The sequence below is a fragment of the Corynebacterium sp. HMSC069E04 genome (assembly GCF_001813175.1).
Lineage (GTDB): Bacteria > Actinomycetota > Actinomycetes > Mycobacteriales > Mycobacteriaceae > Corynebacterium > Corynebacterium aurimucosum.
Map to the genome: position 1 here is coordinate 107,119 of NZ_KV811627.1, position 21,154 is coordinate 128,272.

Consider the following 21,154-nt stretch of genomic DNA (forward strand, 5'->3'; position numbering starts at 1 on the left):
CAGCACAAATGTTCCGTTTGCTTGGCTTTTGTACCTAATCTCACGTTTTCACTGCCGCCACAGGCACGACTGCCTAGGTAGTGTAGGAAACCGACCCATCACATCGAATCAAAGAGTAAGAGATGGAACTGCATACTACTGAGAAGTCCCTCCACGGTTGGGGCCGCACGGCGGCAACAACCGCCCACGTTTTGTCCACCCCGGACGTCGACGTCATCAAGGCTGCCGTCGCCCAGGTGGCTGAGGACAATGCTGATAAGCCTTCCCACCTGCGCCGCGGCGTCATCGCCCGCGGTATGGGCCGCTCCTACGGCGACCCCGCGCAGAACGCCGGTGGCCTCGTCATCGACATGCAACCGCTCAACAAGATCCACTCCATCGATCCGGAGTCGGGCATCGTCGACGTCGACGGTGGCGTCACCCTCGACCAGCTCATGAAGGCTGCCCTGCCCTATGGCCTGTGGGTTCCTGTTCTGCCGGGCACCCGCCAGGTCACCATCGGTGGTGCTATCGGCCCGGACATCCACGGCAAGAACCACCACTCCGCCGGTTCTTTCGGTGACCACGTCACCTCCATGGAGCTGCTCGTGGCAGACGGCCGAGTCCTCCATCTGACCCCGGAAGGCTCTGAGGATGACCCGAGCGGTGATCTTTTCTGGGCCACCGTCGGCGGCATGGGCCTGACCGGCATCATCCTGCGCGCCAAGATCAAGATGACGAAGACGGAAACCGCCTACTTCATTGCGGATACCGACCGCACGGATAACCTCGATGAAACCGTGGCCTTCCACTCCGATGGCTCGGAGCACAACTACACGTACTCCTCCGCGTGGTTCGACGTCATCTCCCCGGAACCAAAGCTGGGCCGCTCCACTATTTCCCGCGGCTCCCTGGCCACCCTGGAGCAGCTCGAAGAGCTCGCCCCGAAACTGGCGAAGGACCCGCTAAAGTTCAATGCCCCGCAGCTGATGACGGTTCCGGATATCTTCCCGAACTTCACCATGAACAAGCTTTCGCTCATGGCTATCGGTGAGGCCTACTACCTCATGGGCGCCCCGGCGCGTAACCAGGTCAAGAACCTCACGCAGTTCTACCAGCCGCTCGATCTCATCGGCGAGTGGAACCGCGGCTACGGCTCCAACGGCTTCCTTCAGTACCAATTCGTGGTGCCGACCGACGCCGTCGAGCCCTTCAAGGACATCATCCGCGACATGCAGCGCTCCGGCCACTACTCCGCGCTCAACGTGTTCAAGCTCTTCGGCCCGGGTAACAAGGCCCCGCTGTCCTACCCGATGCCGGGCTGGAATGTCTGCGTGGACTTCCCCATCAAGCCGGGCCTGGGCGCTTTCCTCGATGATCTGGATAAGCGCGTCATGGAATTCGGTGGCCGCCTCTACCTGGCCAAGGAGTCCCGCACCTCAGCGGAGAACTTCCACAAGATGTACCCGGGCCTCGAGGGCTGGCTCAAGACTCGCAACGACATCGACCCGACCGGCGTCTTCGCCTCCGATATGTCCCGCCGCCTCGAGCTGCACTAGAAAGGAATCACCTCATGCTGAATGCAGTAGGCCAAGCACAACACATCCTCCTTCTCGGCGGCACCTCCGAGATCGGCCTCGGCATCGTCGAGGAATTCCTCGAGCGCGGCCCGGCCAAGGTCACCCTGGCGGCTCGTGCGGACTCCCCGCGTATCGCGGATGCTCGCGCAACCATCGAGTCCCGCGGTGGCGACGTCGAGGTCATCGACTTCGACGCGACTGACTTTGAGGGCCACGGGGACGTCGTCAACCGCGCCTTTGAGCGCGGCGATGTCGACGTCGCCATCATCGCCTTCGGCACCCTCGGTGACCAGGAGGAACTGTGGCAGGACCAGGCCAAGGCAGTTGCCTCGGCCCAGACTAACTTCACCGCACCGGTTTCCCTCGGTGTCTTACTCGGCCAGAAGTTCCAGCAGCAGGGCCACGGCACCATCGTGGCGCTGTCTTCCGTCGCCGGCATGCGCGTGCGCCGCTCCAACTTTGTTTACGGCGCCTCCAAGGCCGGTGTCGACGGCTTCTTCATCAACCTCGGTGAGGCCCTGCGCGGCTCCGGCGCCAAGGTGCTCGTGGTTCGCCCAGGCCAGGTGCGCACCAAGATGTCGGCGGAAGCCGGCGAGGCTCCCCTGACCGTCAACGTCTCCGACGTGGCTAAGGCCACCGTCAAGGCGGTGCTGGATGGCAAGCAGTCCATCTTCGTGCACCCGCTGTTTGAGTACGTGTCCTTGGGATTCAAGTTCATCCCACAGGCGATATTCCGGAAGCTGCCTTTCTAAAGTTCCGCTATGTCCACGGCGTATGGGAAACTACTTACATGACTGAGTCTCCCGCCACGTCGTCTATCTCCCCCACCGTGGAATATAACGTCGACCGCTTGACGCGTCGCGCCAGCCTCGTGGGTATTGCCGCCGCCGCTGTAGGTGGCGGCCTTGTTACGCTCATTGGTTTCTTCGCTTTCAAAACGGTCTCCCTCCCGGCGTTCAGTACGTCGATGGTGACCCGTGCGTTGAGCACGGCGGGAACTGCGCTCACCGTTCTCTTGGTGGGCGCTCTGTGCGCGTGGTGGATTATTACGCCGCGCCCCCGCTGGCGGACGTGGCTCACCACCGCTGTGTGTTATATCTCCCCAGCGCTGCTCACGCTGACCAGTATCGGCTTGCCCCTTTCGGCTTCCCGCCTGTGGCTCGACGGCGTCCAAGTCGACCAGGTATTCCGTACCCAATTCCTCACCCGCGCCACAGAGGCCAGCTCTTATGCGGACATGAACTACGAGGGCCTGCCTACCTTCTACCCGTTGGGCTGGTTCTGGATGGGCGGGCGGCTCGCGAACCTTCTCAACATGCCGGGCTGGGAGGTTTATCAACCGTGGAGCCTTATCTCCCTGGCCGTGGCCGGGTGCATCCTGGTTCCGGTGTGGCAAAGGCTCAGCGGTTCGCTGCCAGTTGCCACCGCCATTGCGTTGACCACCATGGCGGTGACCCTGACCATTGGCGCTGAGGAGCCCTATTCCGCCGTCATCGCCATGGGCGTCCCGGCAGTGGCCGTCCTGTGCTCCCACGCTTTCTACAGGGCTTCCTGGTTCTCTACTGCCGCAATCGCTATCTACCTGGGAGTTTCTGCCTGCTTCTACACGCTCTACACGGGTGCAGTGGCGCTCACCATCGTCAGCCTCATTGCACTGGTCACCGGCGTCGCTGAGCGCACATGGGTACCCCTCGTGCACTTGGTCACCATCGCGGCCGGTTCCCTGGCCATCGCTGCGATCGCCTGGGCGCCCTACCTCTACGGGGTCCTGCACGCCACTGCCCCGCTGGAGTCCACCGCGCAGCATTACCTGCCGGAAGAAGGCACCCAAATCCCGGCGCCTTTCCTCTCGTTGTCCGTCATTGGCATCCTCAGCCTGATCGGCTTGATTTACCTCGTCATGCGCATCGACGAGCCCGAAATCCGCGCTCTGAGCACCGCTCTTGTCGGCACCTACCTGTGGATCTTGGCCTCCATGGTCATGGCCCTCGCCGGCAGCACGCTGCTGGGCTTCCGCCTAGAGCTGATCGTCGTGGTGCTTTTCGCTACGGCCGGCATCCTCGCGCTGGCCGACATCCGCCTCATGGGCCTGCCCACGCTCTACCCGGAAGGCTTCAGCGAGGTCACCAGCAAGCGCCTGACCCTAGCCTTTGCCATCCTCATGGGGCTTGGCGGTGTTTACTATGCCCAGCAGATCCCGGCAACGAACGTGACCGCCTTGGACCATGCCTATACCGATACCGACGGCTACGGGGAACGCGCGGACCGCTACACCAGCGATTCTTCCGCCAACTACGGCGAGATCCGCGAGTTCATCGATGCCCAGGGCTACGAGGCCAATGACACGGTTGTCCTGACCGATGAGAAGCTCTTCATGGCCTATAACCCCTACTACGGATTCAACGCCTTCACCAGTAATTACGCCAACCCGCTGGGAGAGTTCAGCACCCGCAACCTGCAGATCGAGGAGTGGGCTTCCAAGTCCTGGGAGCAGACTCCGGAAGAGTTTGCGAAGTCGCTTCAGTCCGCACCGTGGCGCGGGCCGGACGTCCTCATCTTCCGCGGCGACCTAGAAGAACCCGGCGATGGTTACAAAACGCACTTGGCGGAAGACATCTACCCCAACCAGCCCAACGTGCGCTACCGCGCGGTGTTCTTCAACCCAGAGGTCTTTGAGGAAGGTTGGAACACGCAACAAATCGGCCCCTTCGTCGTGGCGGCGCGATCTTAAGAAGCCAAGGCGGTGACGTAGACTGATCGCCGTGTCAGATCGGAAAACCTCTTCATTACGTGCACCGCAGTCCCTGCGACTCACCGCCATCATCGCTGGATTCATTGGTTTCCTGTGCTTCGTGGCGACGCCGCTACTGCCGGTGAACCAGACCCAATCCTCCTTCGATTGGCCCCAGCAGGGCTCCCTGCAGTCCATCAACGCCCCGCTCATCTCGGTGGCGCCGGAAGAAATTGATGCAGAGATCCCCCTGGAAGCCGTCGACAAGCTGCGCGACGGCCAGGACCTGCTCTACGGCACCGTGCCCCCGGAGTCCAAGAAGGCCTCCAACCGCGGTATGTTTGTCCGCGCCGGCGAGGGTGGCCTCTCGGTAACCAGCCTCGATGAGGTCATTTTCTCTCTCACAGCCGAGCAGGTGGCACAGCTACCAGAGGACGCCACCCTCAGCATCGCCTCCACGGAGGACGGGACCACCGTCTCCGTGGGCAAGCACAAGAAGACCACCGAGGAGGATCTGCGCCCGCAGGTCACCGGCGTCTACACCGAGATTGATGACACTCCGGAGAACCTCGCAGAGCTTGGCGACGACCTCCGCATCCACGTAGAGATCAACTCTCGGTTTACCTCCTCCCCGACACCGCTCAAGCTCATCGCCATGTGGCTGGGCCTGGCCATGGTGGTCATCAGCCTGGTCTGCCTGTGGCGGATTGACCGCCTCGATGGCAAACGCCTTGGCTTCATGCCCGAAACCTGGAAGCAGATCCGCCCGCTCGATGGCGTCGTGGCAGCTGTACTCGGCTGGTGGTACGTCTTCGGCGCCAATACCTCCGATGATGGCTTCATCCTCACCATGGGCCGCGTTTCCGATCACGCGACCTACATGGCGAACTACTACCGCTGGTACGGCGTCCCCGAGGCCCCGTTCGGCGCGCCGTACTACGACCTCGTGGCATGGCTGGCACAGTTCTCCAGCGCCTCCATCATCGTGCGCCTGCCCTCGCTCATCTCGGCGCTCATCATCTGGTTTGTTTTGTCGCGCGAGATGCTCCCGCGCTTCGGTACCCGCGTGAACGAGCGCCGCCTCGCGCACTGGACCGCCGCGTTCATGTTCCTGGCTTTCTGGCTGCCCTATAACAACGGAGTACGCCCAGAGCCCATCGTGGCCCTCGGTGTCATGTTGACGTGGGCTTCCTTCGAGCGCGCCATCTCCACCCAGCGCCTTCTGCCGGCAGCGGTGGGCACCATCATCGCCACCATCACCCTAGCCGCTGGCCCCACCGGCCTGACCGCGGTGGGCATCTTCCTAGTCTGCCTGCCCGCGCTGTTCCGCATCATGGGCACGCGCGCCCCCGAAGTCACCTGGCCGGCACTCATCGCCCCGTTCCTTGCCTGCGGCACTGCCGTCATGGTCGCCGCCTTCGGGGACCAAACATTAGCGTCAGTCATCGAATCGACGCGCGTGCGCTCCGCGGTCGGCCCGTCCCTGCCGTGGTACTCCGAGTTCGTGCGCTACTCCACGCTCTTCGAGCCCTCCGTGGATGGCTCCCTGACGCGCCGTTTCGCCATGTTCACCATGCTTTTCTGCCTGGCGCTCATCATCTACGCCTTCATCAAGAACCACCGCGTCGTCGGTGCGGAGGCAGATCCCACCAAGCGCCTGCTGGCCATCATGGCGCTCTCGGCTTTCTTCCTCATGTTCACGCCGACGAAGTGGACGCACCACTTCGGTATCTACGCCGGTATCGCCGGCGTCATCGCCGCGCTCGGCTCGGTGGTCCTGTCCCAGATCGCCATGCGCTCCCCGCGCGCCCGGACCTTCTCCGTCGCCGCAGTGATTTTCCTCCTCGCCATCTCCCTAGGTGGCTGGAACGCGTGGTGGTACGTGTCTTCCTTCGGCATCCCGTGGTGGGACCGCACGGTGCAGTTCAAGGCCATCGAGGCCAACACCGTGGTGCTCGCGATCGCCATGGTGGTCCTAGCGATTGGCCTCTACCAGTCCCTGGTTCACAGCTATCGCAAGAACAAGGCCGAAACCGCCGGCACCCTTGAGGAATTCGAGGCCGCCAACGCCGCCAAGGTTTCTCGCTGGGCAGGCGCCATGTCCGCACCGATTGCGGTGGCCTGCATCCTCATCGTGGCCTTCTCCTGCGCCTCCTTTGCCAAGGGCTACGTGGCCCAGGCGGATTCCTACTCCGTGGGCAAGGGCAACCTGGCGTCCCTGCGCGGCGATGTCTGCTCGCTGGCGGATGCCACCATGGTGGAAACCAACACCAACGAGGCTTTCCTCACTCCGGTCGACGGCGACCTCAAGGATTCGCTGGTTGACGAAGACGAGGATAACTTCGGTTTCGGCCCCAACATGATCAAGGAAGATATTGAGCCGGAGAACCTCAACTCGGCGTCGGTAGGCGCCATTGCCAACACCACCGGTGATGACTCGGCTGCTTCCAATGAGGAAACCACCGAAACAACCGAAGTCACCGATTCTTCCGCCGGTGGCGTGCGCGGAACGCTAGGCGTCAACGGCTCCGAGATGCACCTGCCCTTCAACCTGGATTACACAAAGGTCCCGGTCATGGGTTCCTACGATGAGTCGCAGCGCTCCACCGCCACCATCACCACCCAGTGGTACAACTTGCCGGAACCAGGAGAAAACACCCCTGTCCTCGCGGTCTCTGCTGCCGGCAAGATTTACCACCACGACGTCAACGGTGTAGAGCAGGAAGGCACCGAGCTCACCTTGGAGTACGGCACCCTCAAGAACGGCAAGGTCACCAACAAGGGTGAGGCCGAGCTTTCCGACGTCGGCGCGACCCCCAAATGGCGCAACCTCCGCATTGCTCTAGACGAGCTCCCGGAAGAGGCCAACGTTGTACGCCTCGTTGCGGTAGATGATTCCACCGATGAAGACGATTGGATGGCGTTTACCCCACCGCGCGTACCGGAGCTGGCCACCATCAACTCCCAGTTCGATTCCTCCACCCCGGCACTCCTTGACTGGTCCGTCGCCCTGCAGTTCCCCTGCCAGCGCACCTTCGACCACTACGCCGGTGTGACGGAGATTCCGGAGTTCCGCATTCTTCCCGACGCCGCCGCGCAAACCTCCCTCACGGACTTCCAGTCCTTCTCCGGTGGTGGCGCGCTGGCAACCGCGGAGGCAGTGAACTACTCCTATGAGATCCCGAGCTACCTCAACAACGATTGGGCACGCGACTGGGGCGCCATTGAGAAGTACGAGCTGCGTACTAACTCCCGGGGCGAGGAACCGCTGAAGGCGGATATCGACCAGGAAGTCATCCAGCGCTCTGGCTTGTGGAAGAACTCCGAGATGAAGATTCGCCCGGAGGGCGAGCAGTAGCCCTACAGGAACTCGGCCGAATCTTTAATGCGCTGCCGCGCCACGGCCGGGATGGAAATGCGGTGCATAGACACGTAGTCCGCGGTCTGTGCACCGGGAATCTCCACGCGTTCCGCAATCTCATCCTGCGTTGCGGTCTGGACCAAGATGTCAGAATAGGCTGCTGCCAGCGCCGCCTCGTCGAGGACGTACTCACCGCGGATGTCCTCCGGGAGCTTGGCCAGCGCGCCGAAGTCAGGGAAGGTGAGGAGGAGGGCGTCGGCAGGCACCAGCGCTGCGAGCGCCCCACCCGAGGAATAGCCCCACACCGTCACGCGCTCGGCACCGTGTTCGCGGGCATAATCGACGGCCGCCTGAACCGACTGAGCCATCTCCGCCACAGTGTGCTCGGGTGCCAACGGATAGTCGACATCAATGATGGTGGTTCCGGACAGCTGTGCTGCAGCAGCCACTTCGGGCCGCCACTGCATCTCTAGCGCCTTGCCGTCACCACGCCACCATCCGCCAGAGTGCAACGACACCGCCCAACGACCATTCTGCTCTGAAGGAACAAAGATCGCTCCCACCTCAGAGTCTTCAACACGTACCCCCTCCGTGAAGGCAGTACCAGGCAGCGAGTGATCCACTGCGGAACCCAGCACCATCATGGAGGCCTGCACGATGCGGTCCGGCAGCAACGCACAGTAGCGGTCCGCCTCCGGCGAACCTCCACCGGCCCACGGCGGGCGGAAGTCCGGCAGCGGGTAGTGCACCTCCATGTAGGAGGAGAGCTGCTCGAGCTGTTGTTCCGGACTTAGTTGGCGATCAGTACCACCGATATTCCACTCACTCATGGCCCCCAAGGGTACTACCAGATGGTGACGCGCTCCTCCGGTGCTAGACCACCCTCGACGTCAAAAGCCTCGTAGAATTCATCGATGTTTTCAGCGATGATGTTGCAACGGAACTCCGCCGGCGAGTGCGGATCAATGGCCAGGTACTGCGTGGCCATCTCCGGGCGGATGGCAGTGCGCCACACGCGCGCCCACGCCAGGAAGAAACGCTGCAGACCGGTGTACTCGTGCTCTGCCAATTCCGGCTCAGCGCCCTCAGCCTCAAAGGGCGTGACCTGGCCATTGATGTCCAGGCCCTTGTCGGCGCAGTAGTTCTTGTAGGCCACCACGGCGATTCCCAATCCGCCCAGGTCACCGATGTTCTCACCCAGGGTGAAGCTGCCGTTGACGCCTGCGGAATCGGTGCCTTCCAGCACCTTCGGTACCTGCCCCTGGAACTGGTCCACCAGTTTCGCGGTCAGCTTCTCGAAGGCCGCACGGTCCTCCTCCGTCCACCAGGAGTTGAGGTTGCCCTGGCCGTCATACTGCGAGCCCTGGTCATCAAATCCGTGGCCGATCTCGTGACCAATCACCGCACCGATAGCGCCGAAGTTCTCCGCCGCGTCCGCCTCAGGGTTGTAGAAGGGCGGGCGCAGAATCGCTGCCGGGAAGGTGATGTCATTGACCACTGGATTATAAAAAGCATTGACCGTCTGTGGGGTTGCGAACCATTCATCGCGGTCCGCCGGCTTGCCAATCTTGGCCAATTCATAATCGTGATTCCACGCATTACCCGCGCGCACATTGGCCACCAAGTCCGCTCCCTTCGGAGAAAACTCCAGGTCAGAATAGTCACGCCAGGTATCTGGATAGCCAATCTTGGCCTTGAACTGGGAGAGCTTCTCCAGCGCGCGTTCACGAGTAGCCGGAGTCATCCACTCCAGCTGCGAAATCCTCTCACGATAAGCGGCGGTAAGGTACTCCACCAGCTCATCCATCTCGGACTTCGAGGAGGGCGGGAAGTGCTTGTCCACGAAGACCTTGCCAATCTCCTGTCCCACCATGTTTTCCGCTAGGCCCACGGCGCGCTTCCAGCGGCCACGCTGCTCCGTGGCACCGGAAAGCTTGGTTCCGTAGAACTCGAAGTTCTTCTTACCGATCTCCTCGGAGAGGTAAGGCGCGCGCGATAGCAGAATGTGCCACGTTGCCCACAGCTGCCAATCCGCCATACGGCCGGCGGTGAACAGGCCCTCGAGGTGCTCGAAATAAGACGGCATCATAGCTACCGCACGGTGCTCGGGCAGTCTCCCGCCCTGCAGGATGGCGCGGGTGATGCTGGGCAGCTTGGCGACGTCCACCGGGTTATACGTCTTCACCGCATCACGCGAGGCCACCACATCCCAGTGGCCGGCCGCGATTTCTTTCTCTAGGTTTACGATGCGCGTCGCGGCCGTCTCCGCGCCCAGTCCGAAGAGGCGGGCGGGATCTAAGAATCCCAGCATCGCCGCGACGTGCTTCTCGTAGTCAGCGAGCGTCTGCGCGTGGGCTTCCTCGCGGTAATAAGCCTCATCTGGCAGACCTAAACCGGACTGAATAATGTAGGCCACCGCCTCCTCGGTGCCGGAGTCCTTTTCCACCCAGAAGGTAACCGGGGCGCCAACGCCCTCGCGCTCCAGCACACCCAGGTTGTGGGCCAGCTCCTCCGGGTCCGCCGCCACCAGCTTGTCGAGGTCCTCGTCAAGTGGCGTCGTTCCCGCAGCATTGACTCCTTCTACATCCATGTGGGCGGAATACACGATCCCTGGGCGGCCCGTGTCTTCCTTAACGATGTCGTGGACGAGTTCCTCGGCTTCGTCGCGAAGCGCGTGAAAAGTGCCGTCGACGCCACGGTCATCGGGGATAACGTGGGACTCAATCCAGGGGCCATTAACAAACTGATACAGATCCTTCATGCACTTCACTCTATGTCAGAAGCACGCGTTAGTGTGGTGTGCATGACTTCTTATCGTTTCCCGCCAGCGAAGATGACGGGGCCGTTTTTCGCTGTGCTGGGAGTGACTCTCCTCGTGCTGGGCACGCCCGCCATCCTCAGCTTGGCACTGCCGGAACACGAGCCGGAAACAGAGCCAGTCGTCCTCGATGATCCGGAGTGGCATCAGCCCATCGACGGCGTCGAGTGCAGCGTTAACTACGATTCCGTGGCCAACCAGGCGTGGGACTGCGGCGACACCTTGGTCGAGGCCTATCTCACCTCTGATGTCGACGATGATGAGCTAGCCCTGCGCCGCGCCGTTCGCGCGACCACCTTCGGGTCGATGCCGAAGGAAAAAGTAGAAAACCAAGACGGCATCCTCGTCCTGCGAACGTATACGTACATCCCGGTCGTTGCCTTCAGCGTGGCCAAGGGAAACCTCAACTACGAGCTCGTCTTCTCGGATGGAAACCCAGAGGAATTCGCCGATCAATTTATGGAGGCCTTCAAGTGAGCAAGATCTTCCGCGTAACCCTGTGGGTCTTCATTGGCGTCTGCCTACCCGCCGCTCTTATCAATCTGTTGGGCTCCTTTCTCGTTGCCCCGCTCCCAGGCCTGATAAGCCTGCTGATCGGACTAGCCTTCCTAGCACTAGGCCTATACCTGTGGCGCCTCAGCCCGATGTGGGCCGCACCGGCCAAGGGCTGGGCCACTGCCAGCGTGCTGTGGGGAGGCGGCACCGCGGTATCTTTAGCGCTCCTCTCCGCACTGCCGTTCACCTCCCTCACCAAAGGTGTGGGCTGGGAAGAATCCATGATGTCCTGGTCCGGTGCTTATCCGGAGGAATTCGCCAAGGCCCTCGGCGTGGTCTTCATTCTCCTCAGCTTCCGCCAGCTCAACCGGCCCTGGCACGGCTTCATCGTCGGCGCACTCGTGGGCTGGGCTTTCGATGTTTTCGAGAACATCCTCTACGCCTCTCTCGGCGCCGTAATGCACCCGACGTCGGATTGGATTGGCATGCTGCAGATGTGGGGACTGCGCCTTGTGGCGGGACCAGGTCTGCACATGTCACTGACGGCCATCGCGGGCTTCGGGATCGGCTGGGCCATTTACGCTGCCCATAAAACTTGGTGGTGGCGTCTCGGCGTCGGCGTGGGCGCGCTTTTTGTTTCCTTTTGTCTCCACTTCGCGTGGAACTACATGTGGGAAGAAACCTGGCAGCTGATCACGCAGTATATCGTCGTGGCGCTCATCCTCTACCCCACCGTCATCACCCTGGGTATTCGGGCCCACCGTCTGGCCAAGTCGGACGATACCTACTCGCACTCGCCGGGCTTAGCCAGCCTGCGGTGAATTAGTCGAACTGCCCCTGCAGCTCTGATGTCGCGCCCGAAGGATACTTTCTTTACTTCCGACAACGGCTACGCTTAGCATGCCTGCGATGAGCTCGGCACCGCCCGTTTTAGTTCCGCACATGCTCTATCGCGCGCGTCCTGTAGAGGCGTCGGCAAGCCTGGCGCCTGTGGTGCAACCTCCACCGCTCCCAGCACATCCCCCGTGAGATCCGCGGGGGATCCATAAGTATTAGCCGCCACGCTATACCCAGGGCCGAAAGAGGCACTAGCGTGAACCTGACGGTTGTCCGACCATCCAAATTTCGTTCCAATGATGCCCGGGATGCGTGCGGTGCCAAAGTCCTGGCGGTAGCCGTCGGATGCCGCAGGCGCTACCGCCGCCATACCCTTCATGAGCGGCGCGGCAGCCGGATCGCCAGATATCGCCCCTATGAAGCGAGTGAGATCCTCCGTCGACGTCGTGGTATTTCCCCAGTAGCCATTGTGGTGAGTCTCTCCTAACCGATACTCCCCGATGATAGAGGGAATGGCCTGTGGATACTTCCGCTCCAAGTCACTGGCGGTGCCGTCCTCAGAAAAACGAATCATGTTCTCCACCCGCGCCTTATCCTCCGATGCGCCATATTTCAGTACCCACATACCGAGATACAGCTTCGCCAGGGAAAGCGCGGGGCGGGACTCGTGGCTATTCCCAGTGGAAACTGAATTTCCATCGGCATAACGCACGGTCATCTGGGTGCGTGGTGGGACTTTTCCAGGATCGAAAGTCAGAGCCTGGGCAGAAGGCGCGGTGACGGCTGCCAGGGCAAGACCGACAATGATGGAACGAGGCTTAAACACTTGTATAGATTAACTCAAGTCACAGCTTTAACAGCTCTGATTGGAGATTTGACGCCCTAAACCCCCACTGGAAATCTCGAATGTTCGTTTTATCTGGCGCTTACCCCACGACTTGTGTTGAGCACCAGTTTTTCCATTTACCCCTCTAATCACAACTTCTTTCCGCAGTATGGACTTCTCCAGAGATACCGAATAAGCTCTTATTTCGAAAGGGATTGCGAACGGTGGGGGTTCGTCCCTTCGCAGTAGCTCGACCAACAGTAGGGGGTTGAAGTGTCTTCCACTTCAGACGTTGTTGTTTCCTATTTTTCTCATTCCAATCCGAACGACCCAGTATGTATGAAAGGCAAGGACATACGCCAAGCAGACTACGAGTTCTGGTCTAGCATCCTTCCCGCCTTGGACGAAGATTCAGACACAGCGTGTATGCGCCTTGGGTTAAAGACCGGCAAAACGGCCGGGGCAGTTGCTCGCATAGTCATGGGGATTTACCGCCTTAGAGAACTCCCCCAGCTCAAGGCCCTACAAGATGCTTATTATTTGCTGGACCTACCTGCCTTGATTGCCATTGACCAGGTCATGGCTAAGCTGGGCCAGCCTTCCCCAGAGGTAGTGGCTGCCATCGATACTTCGTTGGCCCGTTGGTTTACTCCTACGAAGCCCAATCAGGCGTTTCCCAGCACTTCGCAGATTCGCCGCCGCATGCGTGATCTCGTCAAGGTTCATGATGACTCCATCGCGGTGGAAGATACGCGCCCGAAGAACCGGTATTCCATACTCACCCGCGCCCAGCGCGCCACCATCGAACTAGAGGTTGACAGCAGCATCGGGGTCATTATTCATGAGGCTATTAAGGCAGCGGCGGAAAAGTATGAGGTTTCTATGGCCGAGGCACTCATCCTCCTCATCACTGGGAAGGTAGAGCCAGAGGCTGCCCGAGTAGTACTCCACACTTATCAAGCTAATGACGTCGAGGATGCACCAGTATATGTAGAAGGCCATGGCTGGCAGGTGGGCAATATCCCCGCACAGGCCGTAACAAAAAGGGATTTAAGCACCAAGCCAGAGGCCTCCAAAAGCTACGGACCAAACACGATGGTGCGCAAATATGTTGAGGGCCGCGATGGCACCTGTCGTGCAGCTGGCTGCGGAATGCCTGCGTGGCTATGCCAGTTGGACCACCGTATTAACTACGCCGATGGCGGACCAACGCACCCGGACAACATGGTCGCGTTATGCCAGCATCACCACAACATGAAGACCGACGGACGGGCCTTTTATATTCTGGACCCGGATACCGGCGATGTGGTCTGGCTTTTCGAGGATGGCACGTGGGCGATCACAGAACCTTCCGGGCCACTAGCCCCTAAGAACAAGCGCTGGGCGCGAAGTGTGGCACAAGATATTGAGAGCTTCCGCGCCCGGAAACACCGTGAGGCCCAAGAACTTAAAACTGAGCTAGACAAAGAACAACAAGAGGCCGCACACACGCACCTACAGAAAAGGCAGAGAACAAGGAACCTGAAGGCGGTGAGGAAATCCCCTTCTAAGAAAGGTCCGTCGTTTAAAACGACGCAGTAGCCACCCCCTTACCAAGAATGGCAATTCTCAAAGCGGATCTTAATAGGCGCTGCCTCCCAGATCCGTTGCATCCAGCCCACACTCAGAAAGGACCACGCGGTCCGCCGCGGTGCGGGATGCCTTCTTCATCCCAATGGGCTTGGGCGGCCGAGGTGTGGGCGCGGCCCGTGCTGTTGACCACCCGCCACCAGGGCAGATCTGCGCTTTTCGACATCACCCAGCCCACATACCGCGGGCCGGCCCCCACCACTTTGGCGATCTCTCCGTAGGTGGAGACATTGCCAGCTGGAATGCGGAGAACGACCTCCGTAACCCTAGAGCTCGATGGGTTCTTCGGGGGCATCCTCAACCTCACACAAGGTGAGCGCCGCACCTGTGTAATCCTCGATCAGACACAGACGGCCGAATGGGGAATCGTGGGGCTCACGAATGATCTTTCCGCCGTTATCAATTACAGCCTTAGCTGCCTGGTCAATGTCCCGCACGCCCAGGTAGGTTTGCCAGAAACTCGGCAAGCCCTCCGCGTGCCAAAATCCGGCGAAGGCAGCGCCTTCTTCCTCCGCTACTGCGTAATGCTCATCACCACGGATTTCCCAGTTGAAGAGCTCGCCATAAAAGTCCAGCGCTGAGTGGAAATTCGCCGAAACCGTCAGCTCATGCCACACCGGAGTACCCGGCTCTCCGCCGGCGACGAAGCGGTCGAGCTCCGGCTGCGTTAAACCAAACATGGCACCGGAATTGTCTAGAACGAGCGCCAGCGGAGCACCGAGAGCAAGAATTTTTCCTCCCAGTTGTTCTACCCGGGCGCAATCGGCTTCCAAGTCGCGGGAGAGGAAGTAGGTGGCCCAGGTGTCTTGGCCTGGGACAATCTCCGCGATGGGAAGGCCCTGCAGTCGGGCAATGCCGTCTTCGAATTCCCAACCCAACACGGCCGAGTAAAACTTTTCGGAGGCCTTCACATCAGAGCTGGCCAGAGTAATCCAGTAGGGCATTCCTACTTCTGCTTCAAAAGCGGGCATTAGAGGTTTCTCCACTTCTCCGGGTCAAAGTCATCATCGGCGGTGGCTTCATCGAAATAATCGTCGTCGTCTTCAACGACGCGGGCGCAGGTGTCGGAGACACAGATGACGTCGCCAAGCACCAGCGTTGCACCGCGCTGCTTAGTGACTTCCCCATTGACGGTGACCTGGCCCTGCTCGATGAGTTCTTTGGCCTCACCCCCGGTTGCGACCAAGGAGGCCAATTTGAGGAACTGGCCGAGCTTGATGGATTCTCCCTTAATTGAGACTTCTAGCATGCTGACCAGCATACCCAGCTCAAAGCGCAAGGAGTCCCTCCGTCAGAATGATGACGCCAAGCAGGGCAAACACGACACCACTAAAGATATCGACACTGGCGGAGTTCTTCGCCATCCACTTCGACACCGCACGTGTGCACAGCGCGACGCCAACGAAGATGATGAGGCTTTCGAGGATGAGCACTGAGCCCACCGTGGCATTGGCACCAAACCCCATGCCGGGGTCGATGAAATTGGCAAAGATAGCGCCGAAGAAGATCAGCACCTTGGGGTTGGAAAGGTCGCTGACCAGGCCCATGCGATACGCCGTGCCGAGTCTGATGATGCCGTCCGGGGTGAACCCGCGCGGTTGGGGATTCATAGTTGCCGGTGCACGGCGCTCTTTGATGCCACCGCTGATGGCAGAAAAAGCCATCCACAGCAGATAGCTGCCGCCGGCAATCTGCAGCGCCACTAGGATTTCCGGGTGCGCCGAAATCAATGCGGTGAGCCCCGCTAGCGAAGCAACGGTCCACATCATCAAGCCGGTGGTGCTACCGATTGCGGCCCACACCGCCGCGCGCGTAGAGCGGGCGCCCAAACGAATAATCTGCACCACGTCTGGTCCCGGCGAGGCCATCGCCGCGAACCACACACCCATTAAGGCCACTATGGCGCTGAATGCCATCTAACACCCCCATACTCACATGCATTATCACTAACGCATGCCACTGTAGAGCGGGCTTCATCTGCAGCGAAACAGGTAATTTAGCTTTGCGTGCGCGGCTTAATGGTCATGGTGTCAATGTTGACGTGCTCCGGCAGCGAGGCCACCCAACGCACGGCCTCAGCGATGTCTTCTGCGGTGAGGTTGAGTTCGCCGTCATAAACCTGTGCGGCACGCGTTTTGTCGCCCCGAAAACGATTAAGGGAAAATTCTTCCGTGGCCACACGGCCTGGGTCGAGTTCGGTGACGCGGACACCGTGCTCCTCGATACGTAATGCACGAGAAATCACGCGCACGCCATGCTTGGCGGCGTTGTAGCCGGAGCCGCCCTCGTAGACGTTCCACCCGGCAACGGATCCCATGTTGATAATGAGCCCACCCCGCAGCTTCGGCATGAGGGCTTGGATCATACGGACAGTGCCGAGGACGTTGACGTCGTACATCCACTGCCAGTCCTCTACGGTGGTCTCCACGAGAGGTTCCAAGCCCTTCGCGCCACCGGCGTTGTTGAGCAAGAGGTCCACGCGGTCGAGGTGGGAGACGAACTCAGCCACGGACTCGTCCGAGGTTACGTCGAGGGCATAGGCCTCGCCGCCGATGTCCTTCGCGAGGGCCTCAAGGCGCTCTACGCGACGCGCACCGACGACGACATGCCAACCGTCGGCCGCCAACGCTCTTGCCGACGCCTCCCCGATCCCCGAGGACGCTCCTGTGACAACTGCTACCTTTTCCATGCGCCCTAGGATAGGACTTCTTCCAGCTCGGCGCAGATGTTTTCCACGATCTCGATCTTGAAGTCGGCCGGGGTAAAGGTGCCATCCTTCATGTCAGTATTGAGCGAGATATCAAGCTGAGTGCGCAGCTGCTTCATGGAGAAATTAGCCATGATGAGACGCCACGCCTCCACCGCGCGGATGCCGCCGCTAAAGCTATAGCCCACATAGGCAATCGGCTTGGCCACCCACTCAGCGCCCAAGGAATCGACGGCGTTCTTGAACGCACCCGGCACGGAGTGGTTGTACTCCGGGGTAACGAAGATATAGCCGTCGCAGGCATCAATGGCATCGGACCAAGCTTGGACATTCGGGTCCTCGTAATTTTTGTTTGCCGCCATAGGGATGACGGAAGAAGTGAGAATTGGAACGTCGAAGGCCTTGAGGTCAATGAGCTCGTAGTCAACGTCGCGACCTTGGGCCAGGTCAGTGACCCATTGGGCGATGGCCAGCCCGGCGCGGTCGTCGCGGGTAGAGCCAAGAATGATGCCGATTTTTGCCATAAATATGCCTTTCACATTTTGTTAACGTGTCAACGTTTGAGCGTACGCCGATATGCTCACGCGATCGACATTTCCGCTCAACATGTTTATTCTTTTGCCATGTCACAGGAGAACTTGGCGGATCACGGATCCATTGAGCGCATGACCAGCGGGCAGTGGTTCATGCCCAGTGTCAACGAGGAGGTTAGCGCCGAGCACCAGCGCGGATTCCGGTTGGTCAAAGAACTCAACGAGCTGCACAACACCGATCGCGACCGCGCGCACGACATCCTGCGCGCGCTGCTCTCCCCCGAGTCCGAAGTACCCGGCCTCCACACGCCGCTTAACCTGGAATACGGCCGCAACGTCACGGTTGGCAAAGGGGTGTTCATCAACTTTGGTGCGACAATCCTGGCGCAAGCGCCTGTAACCCTCGGAGACCGCGTCATGATGGGGCCGAACTGTTCGCTCATCACGGTGGGCCACCCCGTCAACGATCATGAGATGCGGGCGGAGGGCTGGGAAATAGCTAAACCTATCACCATCGGTGATAACACCTGGTTTGGCGCCAACGTCACGGTCCTGCCTGGCATCACCGTGGGCAAGAACTGCGTCGTAGGCGCGGGCTCACTGGTGACCCGCGACGTACCGGATAACTCGCTGGTCCTGGGCTCGCCGGGGCGCGTGGTGCGCAAGCTGGAGGACAACGAAGATAGGTGGGAGCGCCAGGATCTCGATGTTTGATCTCAAAGCGATCGGCAAGGGGCTTCCCGTCCTAGAGACCATTGATTCGCTTCCTTCAGACGGCCACGTCGTGGTCCAGGCCCCGCCCGGCACCGGTAAGACCACGCTTATTCCACCGGCATTAGCGAACCAGGTAGAGGGCAAGGTTCTCGTCACCGCACCACGCCGCGTGGCGGTGCGTGCGGCGGCAAACCGCCTTCAGGAGTTGTCAGGCCAGCGCATCGGCTATGCGGTGCGCGGTGATTCCCGCAAAGGCGCGGACGTCGAGTTTGTTACCCCAGGTGTTTTGTTACGCCGACTGTTGCGGGATCCGGAACTTGAAGGGATTTCCGCCGTGGCCATCGACGAGGTCCACGAACGCCAGCTCGATACTGACCTCGTACTCGGTATGTGCTTAGAGTTGGCGCAGCTCCGCGATGACTTTCGGGTTATTGCCATGTCCGCGACTGTCGACGCCACCCGCTTCTCCCAGCTTATGGGGAATGCGCCGATCCATTCCACTGAGGCTGTCACGTACCCACTCGATATTTCCTATGAACCGATTCCGGGGCGCGCTGCGGGAGATCGAGACTTTTGGAAAGGCGTGGCGAGGGTTGCCGCGCGGCAGCACGAGTCCACGCTGGTCTTTGTTCCCGGCGTGCGCGAGGTCAACCTGGTGTGTGATGCACTGAGTGGCCATAACGTTTTTCCGCTCCATGGCCGCCAGACCACGCAAGAGCAGGATGCTGCGCTTTATACGCGCGAGCCGCGCATCGTGGTGGCGACGTCCATCGCGGAATCTTCGCTGACCGTGCCAGGCGTGCGCACCGTCATCGATGCCGGGCTATCCCGCGTGCCCAAGCGGGATGCGCAGCGCGGGATGAGTGGGTTGGTGACAGTGTCGACGTCGAAAAGCAGCGCCGATCAACGCGCCGGACGTGCCGGACGTGAGGCGCCGGGTACCGTCGTCCGCTGCTATTCGCAGGAGGATTACCAGCACTTTTCCCCGCACCTGATTCCAGAAATTCTTTCTGCGGACCTCACGCAGGCGGCACTGTTCATGGATAGTTGGGGCGCGGGACCGGATTTCCCCTTGCTGGATCCCCCACCGGGGCCCGCGCTTGCCGACGCCCACCGCACCCTAGATCTGCTCAACGCTGGCGAAGAGCTGGCGTTACTGCCAACGCACCCACGATGGGGCGCGGCACTGTTGAAGTACGGCGCGGGAGCAGCACAGACGATTGCCCGCCTGGATGATTCGGATCCGAAGCGGCTTGCCCGCTTGGTGCCCAACAAGGGTCCGGTGGACCCAGGCGTGGTGGTCGCTAGCGCCTTCCCGGAGTTCGTGGCTAAGCGCGTGGGCGACAAGGAGTTTTTGCTCGCCAGCGGTACGCGCGCGCGGTATTTCGAGGATGGTCACGACTGGTTGGCGGTGGCTGAGGTGTCGTTGGCGCGATCTGGAAACGCCATCATTCGTGAAGCAGTGCCCATTGCGGAAAAGGACGCACTCGACATCATCGGCGTGACCGAAGAGACGCGAGCATTTCTCGACGGTCCCAAGGTCCGTGGCATGCGCGTGCGTGCGGCAGGCTCCATCGTGTTGTCGGAAACCCCAGTGAAGGTCTCCGGTGATGAGGCGGTGGAGGCACTACGCAACTCCGGACAGGGTTTAAATCTGTTTCACTTCAGTGACAAGGCTCAAAACCTGCGGGAACGTATGCGTCATCTGCATAGGGCATACGGGAATCCGTGGCCGGACGTGGACGGCGATGATCTGAGCTGGCTGGAGCCGGAGCTGCATGAGATGGCTGCCGGGAAGCGGCCAGACATGTACCCGGCGCTGCAGCGCTTGCTCCCCTGGCCCGAAGCTAGCCGCTTGGATGAGCTCGCGCCGGAACGGTTAGCGGTTCCGTCCGGACGTGCTGCGAGGATCGATTGGTCCGGCGAGCGTCCCGTGGTCTCCATCAAGCTGCAGGAATGCTTCGGCCTGGCTGAATCGCCCGAGTACTGCGGCCACCGCGTGCAATTCCATCTGTTGTCTCCCGCCGGCCGGCCACTTGCCGTCACCGATGATCTGGCGAGCTTCTGGTCCGGGCCCTATGCCGGCGTGCGCGCCGACATGCGCGGGCGCTACCCCAAACACCCGTGGCCGGAGGATCCATGGAACGCTGTGGCCACGGCGAAGACGAATTAACCCCACTGCTGCCAGGACAGGTACACGCTCATCACCACGACGAGTGCGAGAAGCGCATAGCGGATGAGCTTTGCACCACCGCCAAGCACAGTCCGCGCGCCCAGCTGCGCGCCAATGATATTTGCTGCTGCGAGAACTAAGGCGAGACCCCACACCACGTGCCCGCCCACGATGAAGACCACGAGCGCACCGACGTTGGTACACGTGTTGACCACCTTCGCCATCGCTGCGGAGGCGAGGAAATTCTGCGAGAAGATAGCGGTAAAGGCCATGATGAGGAACATGCCGGTGCCGGGGCCAAAGATGCCATCGTAGAAGGCGATGGCAGCGACAGCGGCTAACCCTGCCCACGTGCGCCAGCCGCCGCGGATTCCGTCGCCGCTGCCGAAGTCCGGGCGAAAGGCCACAAAGATGCCGACTGCCACCATAAGCACGATGATGACCGGCCGCATGACGTCCTTATCCATGAGTGCGGCTGCTGTGGCCCCGAGTCCAGAGCACACCAGCGCGGTGAGTCCCATGCGGATGAGCTCACCTTTCGGCGGGCGCACCTTCTTGACGAGTGTTACGGCAGCAGAGGCCGTTCCAGAGACCGCCGCCACCTTGTTCGTGGCCAGGGCTGTGGCGGGCGCAAGCTGGGGTGCGACCGCCAGGATGAGCGGAATGAGCACGAGCCCGCCGCCACCAATGACGGCATCGATCCATCCGGCCGCGGTGGCGCCGATGGTGAGAATCGCCCAACCGCTTAATCCGAAATCCATGTCCATCATT

At 60.8% G+C, this 21,154-nt stretch carries 19 protein-coding genes; 9 read left to right on the forward strand and 10 right to left on the reverse strand.

What is annotated here, in order from left to right; translation table 11 throughout:
- The first annotated feature begins 122 nt into the window (after positions 1-122).
- From HMPREF2896_RS01480 to HMPREF2896_RS01495, 4 genes are read left to right on the forward strand one after another with little or no spacing between them, the layout of a single operon-like run.
- Positions 123-1,538, forward strand: coding sequence for a decaprenylphosphoryl-beta-D-ribose oxidase (locus HMPREF2896_RS01480; RefSeq protein ID WP_070717114.1), 1,416 nt, complete (start codon positions 123-125; stop codon positions 1,536-1,538).
- Between the two features lie 14 nt (positions 1,539-1,552).
- Entirely contained in the window at positions 1,553-2,311 is a 759-nt protein-coding gene (locus tag HMPREF2896_RS01485; protein ID WP_070710451.1) for a decaprenylphospho-beta-D-erythro-pentofuranosid-2-ulose 2-reductase, read from the forward strand.
- Between the two features lie 38 nt (positions 2,312-2,349).
- Positions 2,350-4,290: a galactan 5-O-arabinofuranosyltransferase gene (locus HMPREF2896_RS01490; RefSeq protein WP_070717117.1), complete on the forward strand. Its 1,941-nt coding sequence runs from the start codon at positions 2,350-2,352 to the stop codon at positions 4,288-4,290.
- 31 nt (positions 4,291-4,321) lie between these two features.
- On the forward strand, positions 4,322-7,648 hold the full coding sequence (locus HMPREF2896_RS01495) for an arabinosyltransferase domain-containing protein (protein ID WP_070717120.1): 3,327 nt from the start codon (positions 4,322-4,324) through the stop codon (positions 7,646-7,648).
- A 2-nt stretch (positions 7,649-7,650) separates the two neighbouring features.
- Here the strand turns inward: HMPREF2896_RS01495 and HMPREF2896_RS01500 are convergent, their stop codons facing one another.
- Positions 7,651-8,481, reverse strand: coding sequence for an alpha/beta hydrolase (locus HMPREF2896_RS01500; protein ID WP_070717123.1), 831 nt, complete (start codon positions 8,479-8,481; stop codon positions 7,651-7,653).
- A 14-nt stretch (positions 8,482-8,495) separates the two neighbouring features.
- On the reverse strand, positions 8,496-10,412 hold the full coding sequence (locus HMPREF2896_RS01505; protein WP_070717126.1) for a M13 family metallopeptidase: 1,917 nt from the start codon (positions 10,410-10,412) through the stop codon (positions 8,496-8,498).
- A gap of 42 nt (positions 10,413-10,454) precedes the next feature.
- Here HMPREF2896_RS01505 and HMPREF2896_RS01510 point away from each other — a divergent pair, with 42 nt between their 5' ends.
- Positions 10,455-10,946 (forward strand): hypothetical protein, encoded by a 492-nt coding sequence (locus HMPREF2896_RS01510; RefSeq protein ID WP_070644670.1) that lies wholly within the window; start codon positions 10,455-10,457, stop codon positions 10,944-10,946.
- The gene (locus HMPREF2896_RS01515; protein WP_070717130.1) at positions 10,943-11,785 is read left to right on the forward strand and encodes a PrsW family intramembrane metalloprotease; all 843 of its coding nucleotides are present in this window, start codon (positions 10,943-10,945) and stop codon (positions 11,783-11,785) included. The genes HMPREF2896_RS01510 and HMPREF2896_RS01515 overlap by 4 nt, the downstream gene beginning before the upstream one ends.
- A gap of 74 nt (positions 11,786-11,859) precedes the next feature.
- Here the strand turns inward: HMPREF2896_RS01515 and HMPREF2896_RS01520 are convergent, their stop codons facing one another.
- A complete protein-coding gene (locus HMPREF2896_RS01520) occupies positions 11,860-12,627 on the reverse strand; it encodes a hypothetical protein (protein WP_141754745.1) in 768 nt (255 codons plus the stop codon).
- Positions 12,628-12,900: 273 nt separating this feature from the next.
- On the opposite strand from HMPREF2896_RS01520, the gene HMPREF2896_RS01525 reads away from it, so the two are divergent.
- Positions 12,901-14,208: an HNH endonuclease signature motif containing protein gene (locus HMPREF2896_RS01525; RefSeq protein ID WP_246823957.1), complete on the forward strand. Its 1,308-nt coding sequence runs from the start codon at positions 12,901-12,903 to the stop codon at positions 14,206-14,208.
- Between the two features lie 82 nt (positions 14,209-14,290).
- Here the strand turns inward: HMPREF2896_RS01525 and HMPREF2896_RS12305 are convergent, their stop codons facing one another.
- The 6 genes from HMPREF2896_RS12305 to HMPREF2896_RS01550 form a co-directional block, all read right to left on the reverse strand.
- Positions 14,291-14,551 carry an MGMT family protein gene (locus HMPREF2896_RS12305; RefSeq protein WP_246823959.1) on the reverse strand — a complete coding sequence of 87 codons (261 nt, stop codon included), beginning with the start codon at positions 14,549-14,551 and terminating at the stop codon, positions 14,291-14,293.
- Entirely contained in the window at positions 14,523-15,227 is a 705-nt protein-coding gene (locus HMPREF2896_RS01530) for a VOC family protein (RefSeq protein ID WP_070717138.1), read from the reverse strand. Before HMPREF2896_RS01530 ends, HMPREF2896_RS12305 begins: the two co-directional genes overlap by 29 nt.
- Positions 15,227-15,505, reverse strand: coding sequence for an RNA-binding S4 domain-containing protein (locus HMPREF2896_RS01535; protein ID WP_210384562.1), 279 nt, complete (start codon positions 15,503-15,505; stop codon positions 15,227-15,229). The genes HMPREF2896_RS01530 and HMPREF2896_RS01535 overlap by 1 nt, the downstream gene beginning before the upstream one ends.
- Positions 15,506-15,524: 19 nt before the next feature.
- Positions 15,525-16,172, reverse strand: a complete 648-nt coding sequence (locus HMPREF2896_RS01540) for a LysE family translocator (protein ID WP_070644664.1) — start codon at positions 16,170-16,172, stop codon at positions 15,525-15,527.
- A gap of 80 nt (positions 16,173-16,252) precedes the next feature.
- Positions 16,253-16,945 carry an SDR family oxidoreductase gene (locus HMPREF2896_RS01545; protein WP_070717141.1) on the reverse strand — a complete coding sequence of 231 codons (693 nt, stop codon included), beginning with the start codon at positions 16,943-16,945 and terminating at the stop codon, positions 16,253-16,255.
- Positions 16,946-16,950: 5 nt separating this feature from the next.
- Positions 16,951-17,487, reverse strand: coding sequence for an NADPH-dependent FMN reductase (locus HMPREF2896_RS01550; protein ID WP_070444398.1), 537 nt, complete (start codon positions 17,485-17,487; stop codon positions 16,951-16,953).
- Positions 17,488-17,586: 99 nt separating this feature from the next.
- On the opposite strand from HMPREF2896_RS01550, the gene HMPREF2896_RS01555 reads away from it, so the two are divergent.
- The gene (locus HMPREF2896_RS01555) at positions 17,587-18,210 is read left to right on the forward strand and encodes a sugar O-acetyltransferase (protein ID WP_070717144.1); all 624 of its coding nucleotides are present in this window, start codon (positions 17,587-17,589) and stop codon (positions 18,208-18,210) included.
- Positions 18,203-20,383 carry an ATP-dependent RNA helicase gene (locus HMPREF2896_RS01560; RefSeq protein WP_070717146.1) on the forward strand — a complete coding sequence of 727 codons (2,181 nt, stop codon included), beginning with the start codon at positions 18,203-18,205 and terminating at the stop codon, positions 20,381-20,383. Before HMPREF2896_RS01555 ends, HMPREF2896_RS01560 begins: the two co-directional genes overlap by 8 nt.
- Here the strand turns inward: HMPREF2896_RS01560 and HMPREF2896_RS01565 are convergent.
- Positions 20,380-21,150: a TSUP family transporter gene (locus tag HMPREF2896_RS01565; RefSeq protein WP_371325884.1), complete on the reverse strand. Its 771-nt coding sequence runs from the start codon at positions 21,148-21,150 to the stop codon at positions 20,380-20,382. The two genes, HMPREF2896_RS01560 and HMPREF2896_RS01565, sit on opposite strands and share 4 nt — an antisense overlap.
- Positions 21,151-21,154: the final 4 nt, after the last annotated feature.

Bases quoted from the DNA above. Each gene is read 5' to 3' on its own strand.
- HMPREF2896_RS01500 (WP_070717123.1), bottom strand. From the start codon at position 8,481: ATGAGTGAGTGGAATATCGGTGGTACTGATCGCCAACTAAGTCCGGAA.
- HMPREF2896_RS01550 (WP_070444398.1), bottom strand. From the start codon at position 17,487: ATGGCAAAAATCGGCATCATTCTTGGCTCTACCCGCGACGACCGCGCC.
- HMPREF2896_RS01480 (WP_070717114.1), top strand. From the start codon at position 123: ATGGAACTGCATACTACTGAGAAGTCCCTCCACGGTTGGGGCCGCACG.
- HMPREF2896_RS01540 (WP_070644664.1), bottom strand. From the start codon at position 16,172: ATGGCATTCAGCGCCATAGTGGCCTTAATGGGTGTGTGGTTCGCGGCG.
- HMPREF2896_RS01565 (WP_371325884.1), bottom strand. From the start codon at position 21,150: ATGGACATGGATTTCGGATTAAGCGGTTGGGCGATTCTCACCATCGGC.
- HMPREF2896_RS01545 (WP_070717141.1), bottom strand. From the start codon at position 16,945: ATGGAAAAGGTAGCAGTTGTCACAGGAGCGTCCTCGGGGATCGGGGAG.
- HMPREF2896_RS01485 (WP_070710451.1), top strand. From the start codon at position 1,553: ATGCTGAATGCAGTAGGCCAAGCACAACACATCCTCCTTCTCGGCGGC.
- HMPREF2896_RS01505 (WP_070717126.1), bottom strand. From the start codon at position 10,412: ATGAAGGATCTGTATCAGTTTGTTAATGGCCCCTGGATTGAGTCCCAC.
- HMPREF2896_RS01555 (WP_070717144.1), top strand. From the start codon at position 17,587: ATGTCACAGGAGAACTTGGCGGATCACGGATCCATTGAGCGCATGACC.
- HMPREF2896_RS01560 (WP_070717146.1), top strand. From the start codon at position 18,203: ATGTTTGATCTCAAAGCGATCGGCAAGGGGCTTCCCGTCCTAGAGACC.
- HMPREF2896_RS01490 (WP_070717117.1), top strand. From the start codon at position 2,350: ATGACTGAGTCTCCCGCCACGTCGTCTATCTCCCCCACCGTGGAATAT.
- HMPREF2896_RS12305 (WP_246823959.1), bottom strand. From the start codon at position 14,551: ATGCCCCCGAAGAACCCATCGAGCTCTAGGGTTACGGAGGTCGTTCTC.
- HMPREF2896_RS01530 (WP_070717138.1), bottom strand. From the start codon at position 15,227: ATGCCCGCTTTTGAAGCAGAAGTAGGAATGCCCTACTGGATTACTCTG.
- HMPREF2896_RS01535 (WP_210384562.1), bottom strand. From the start codon at position 15,505: ATGCTAGAAGTCTCAATTAAGGGAGAATCCATCAAGCTCGGCCAGTTC.
- HMPREF2896_RS01510 (WP_070644670.1), top strand. From the start codon at position 10,455: ATGACTTCTTATCGTTTCCCGCCAGCGAAGATGACGGGGCCGTTTTTC.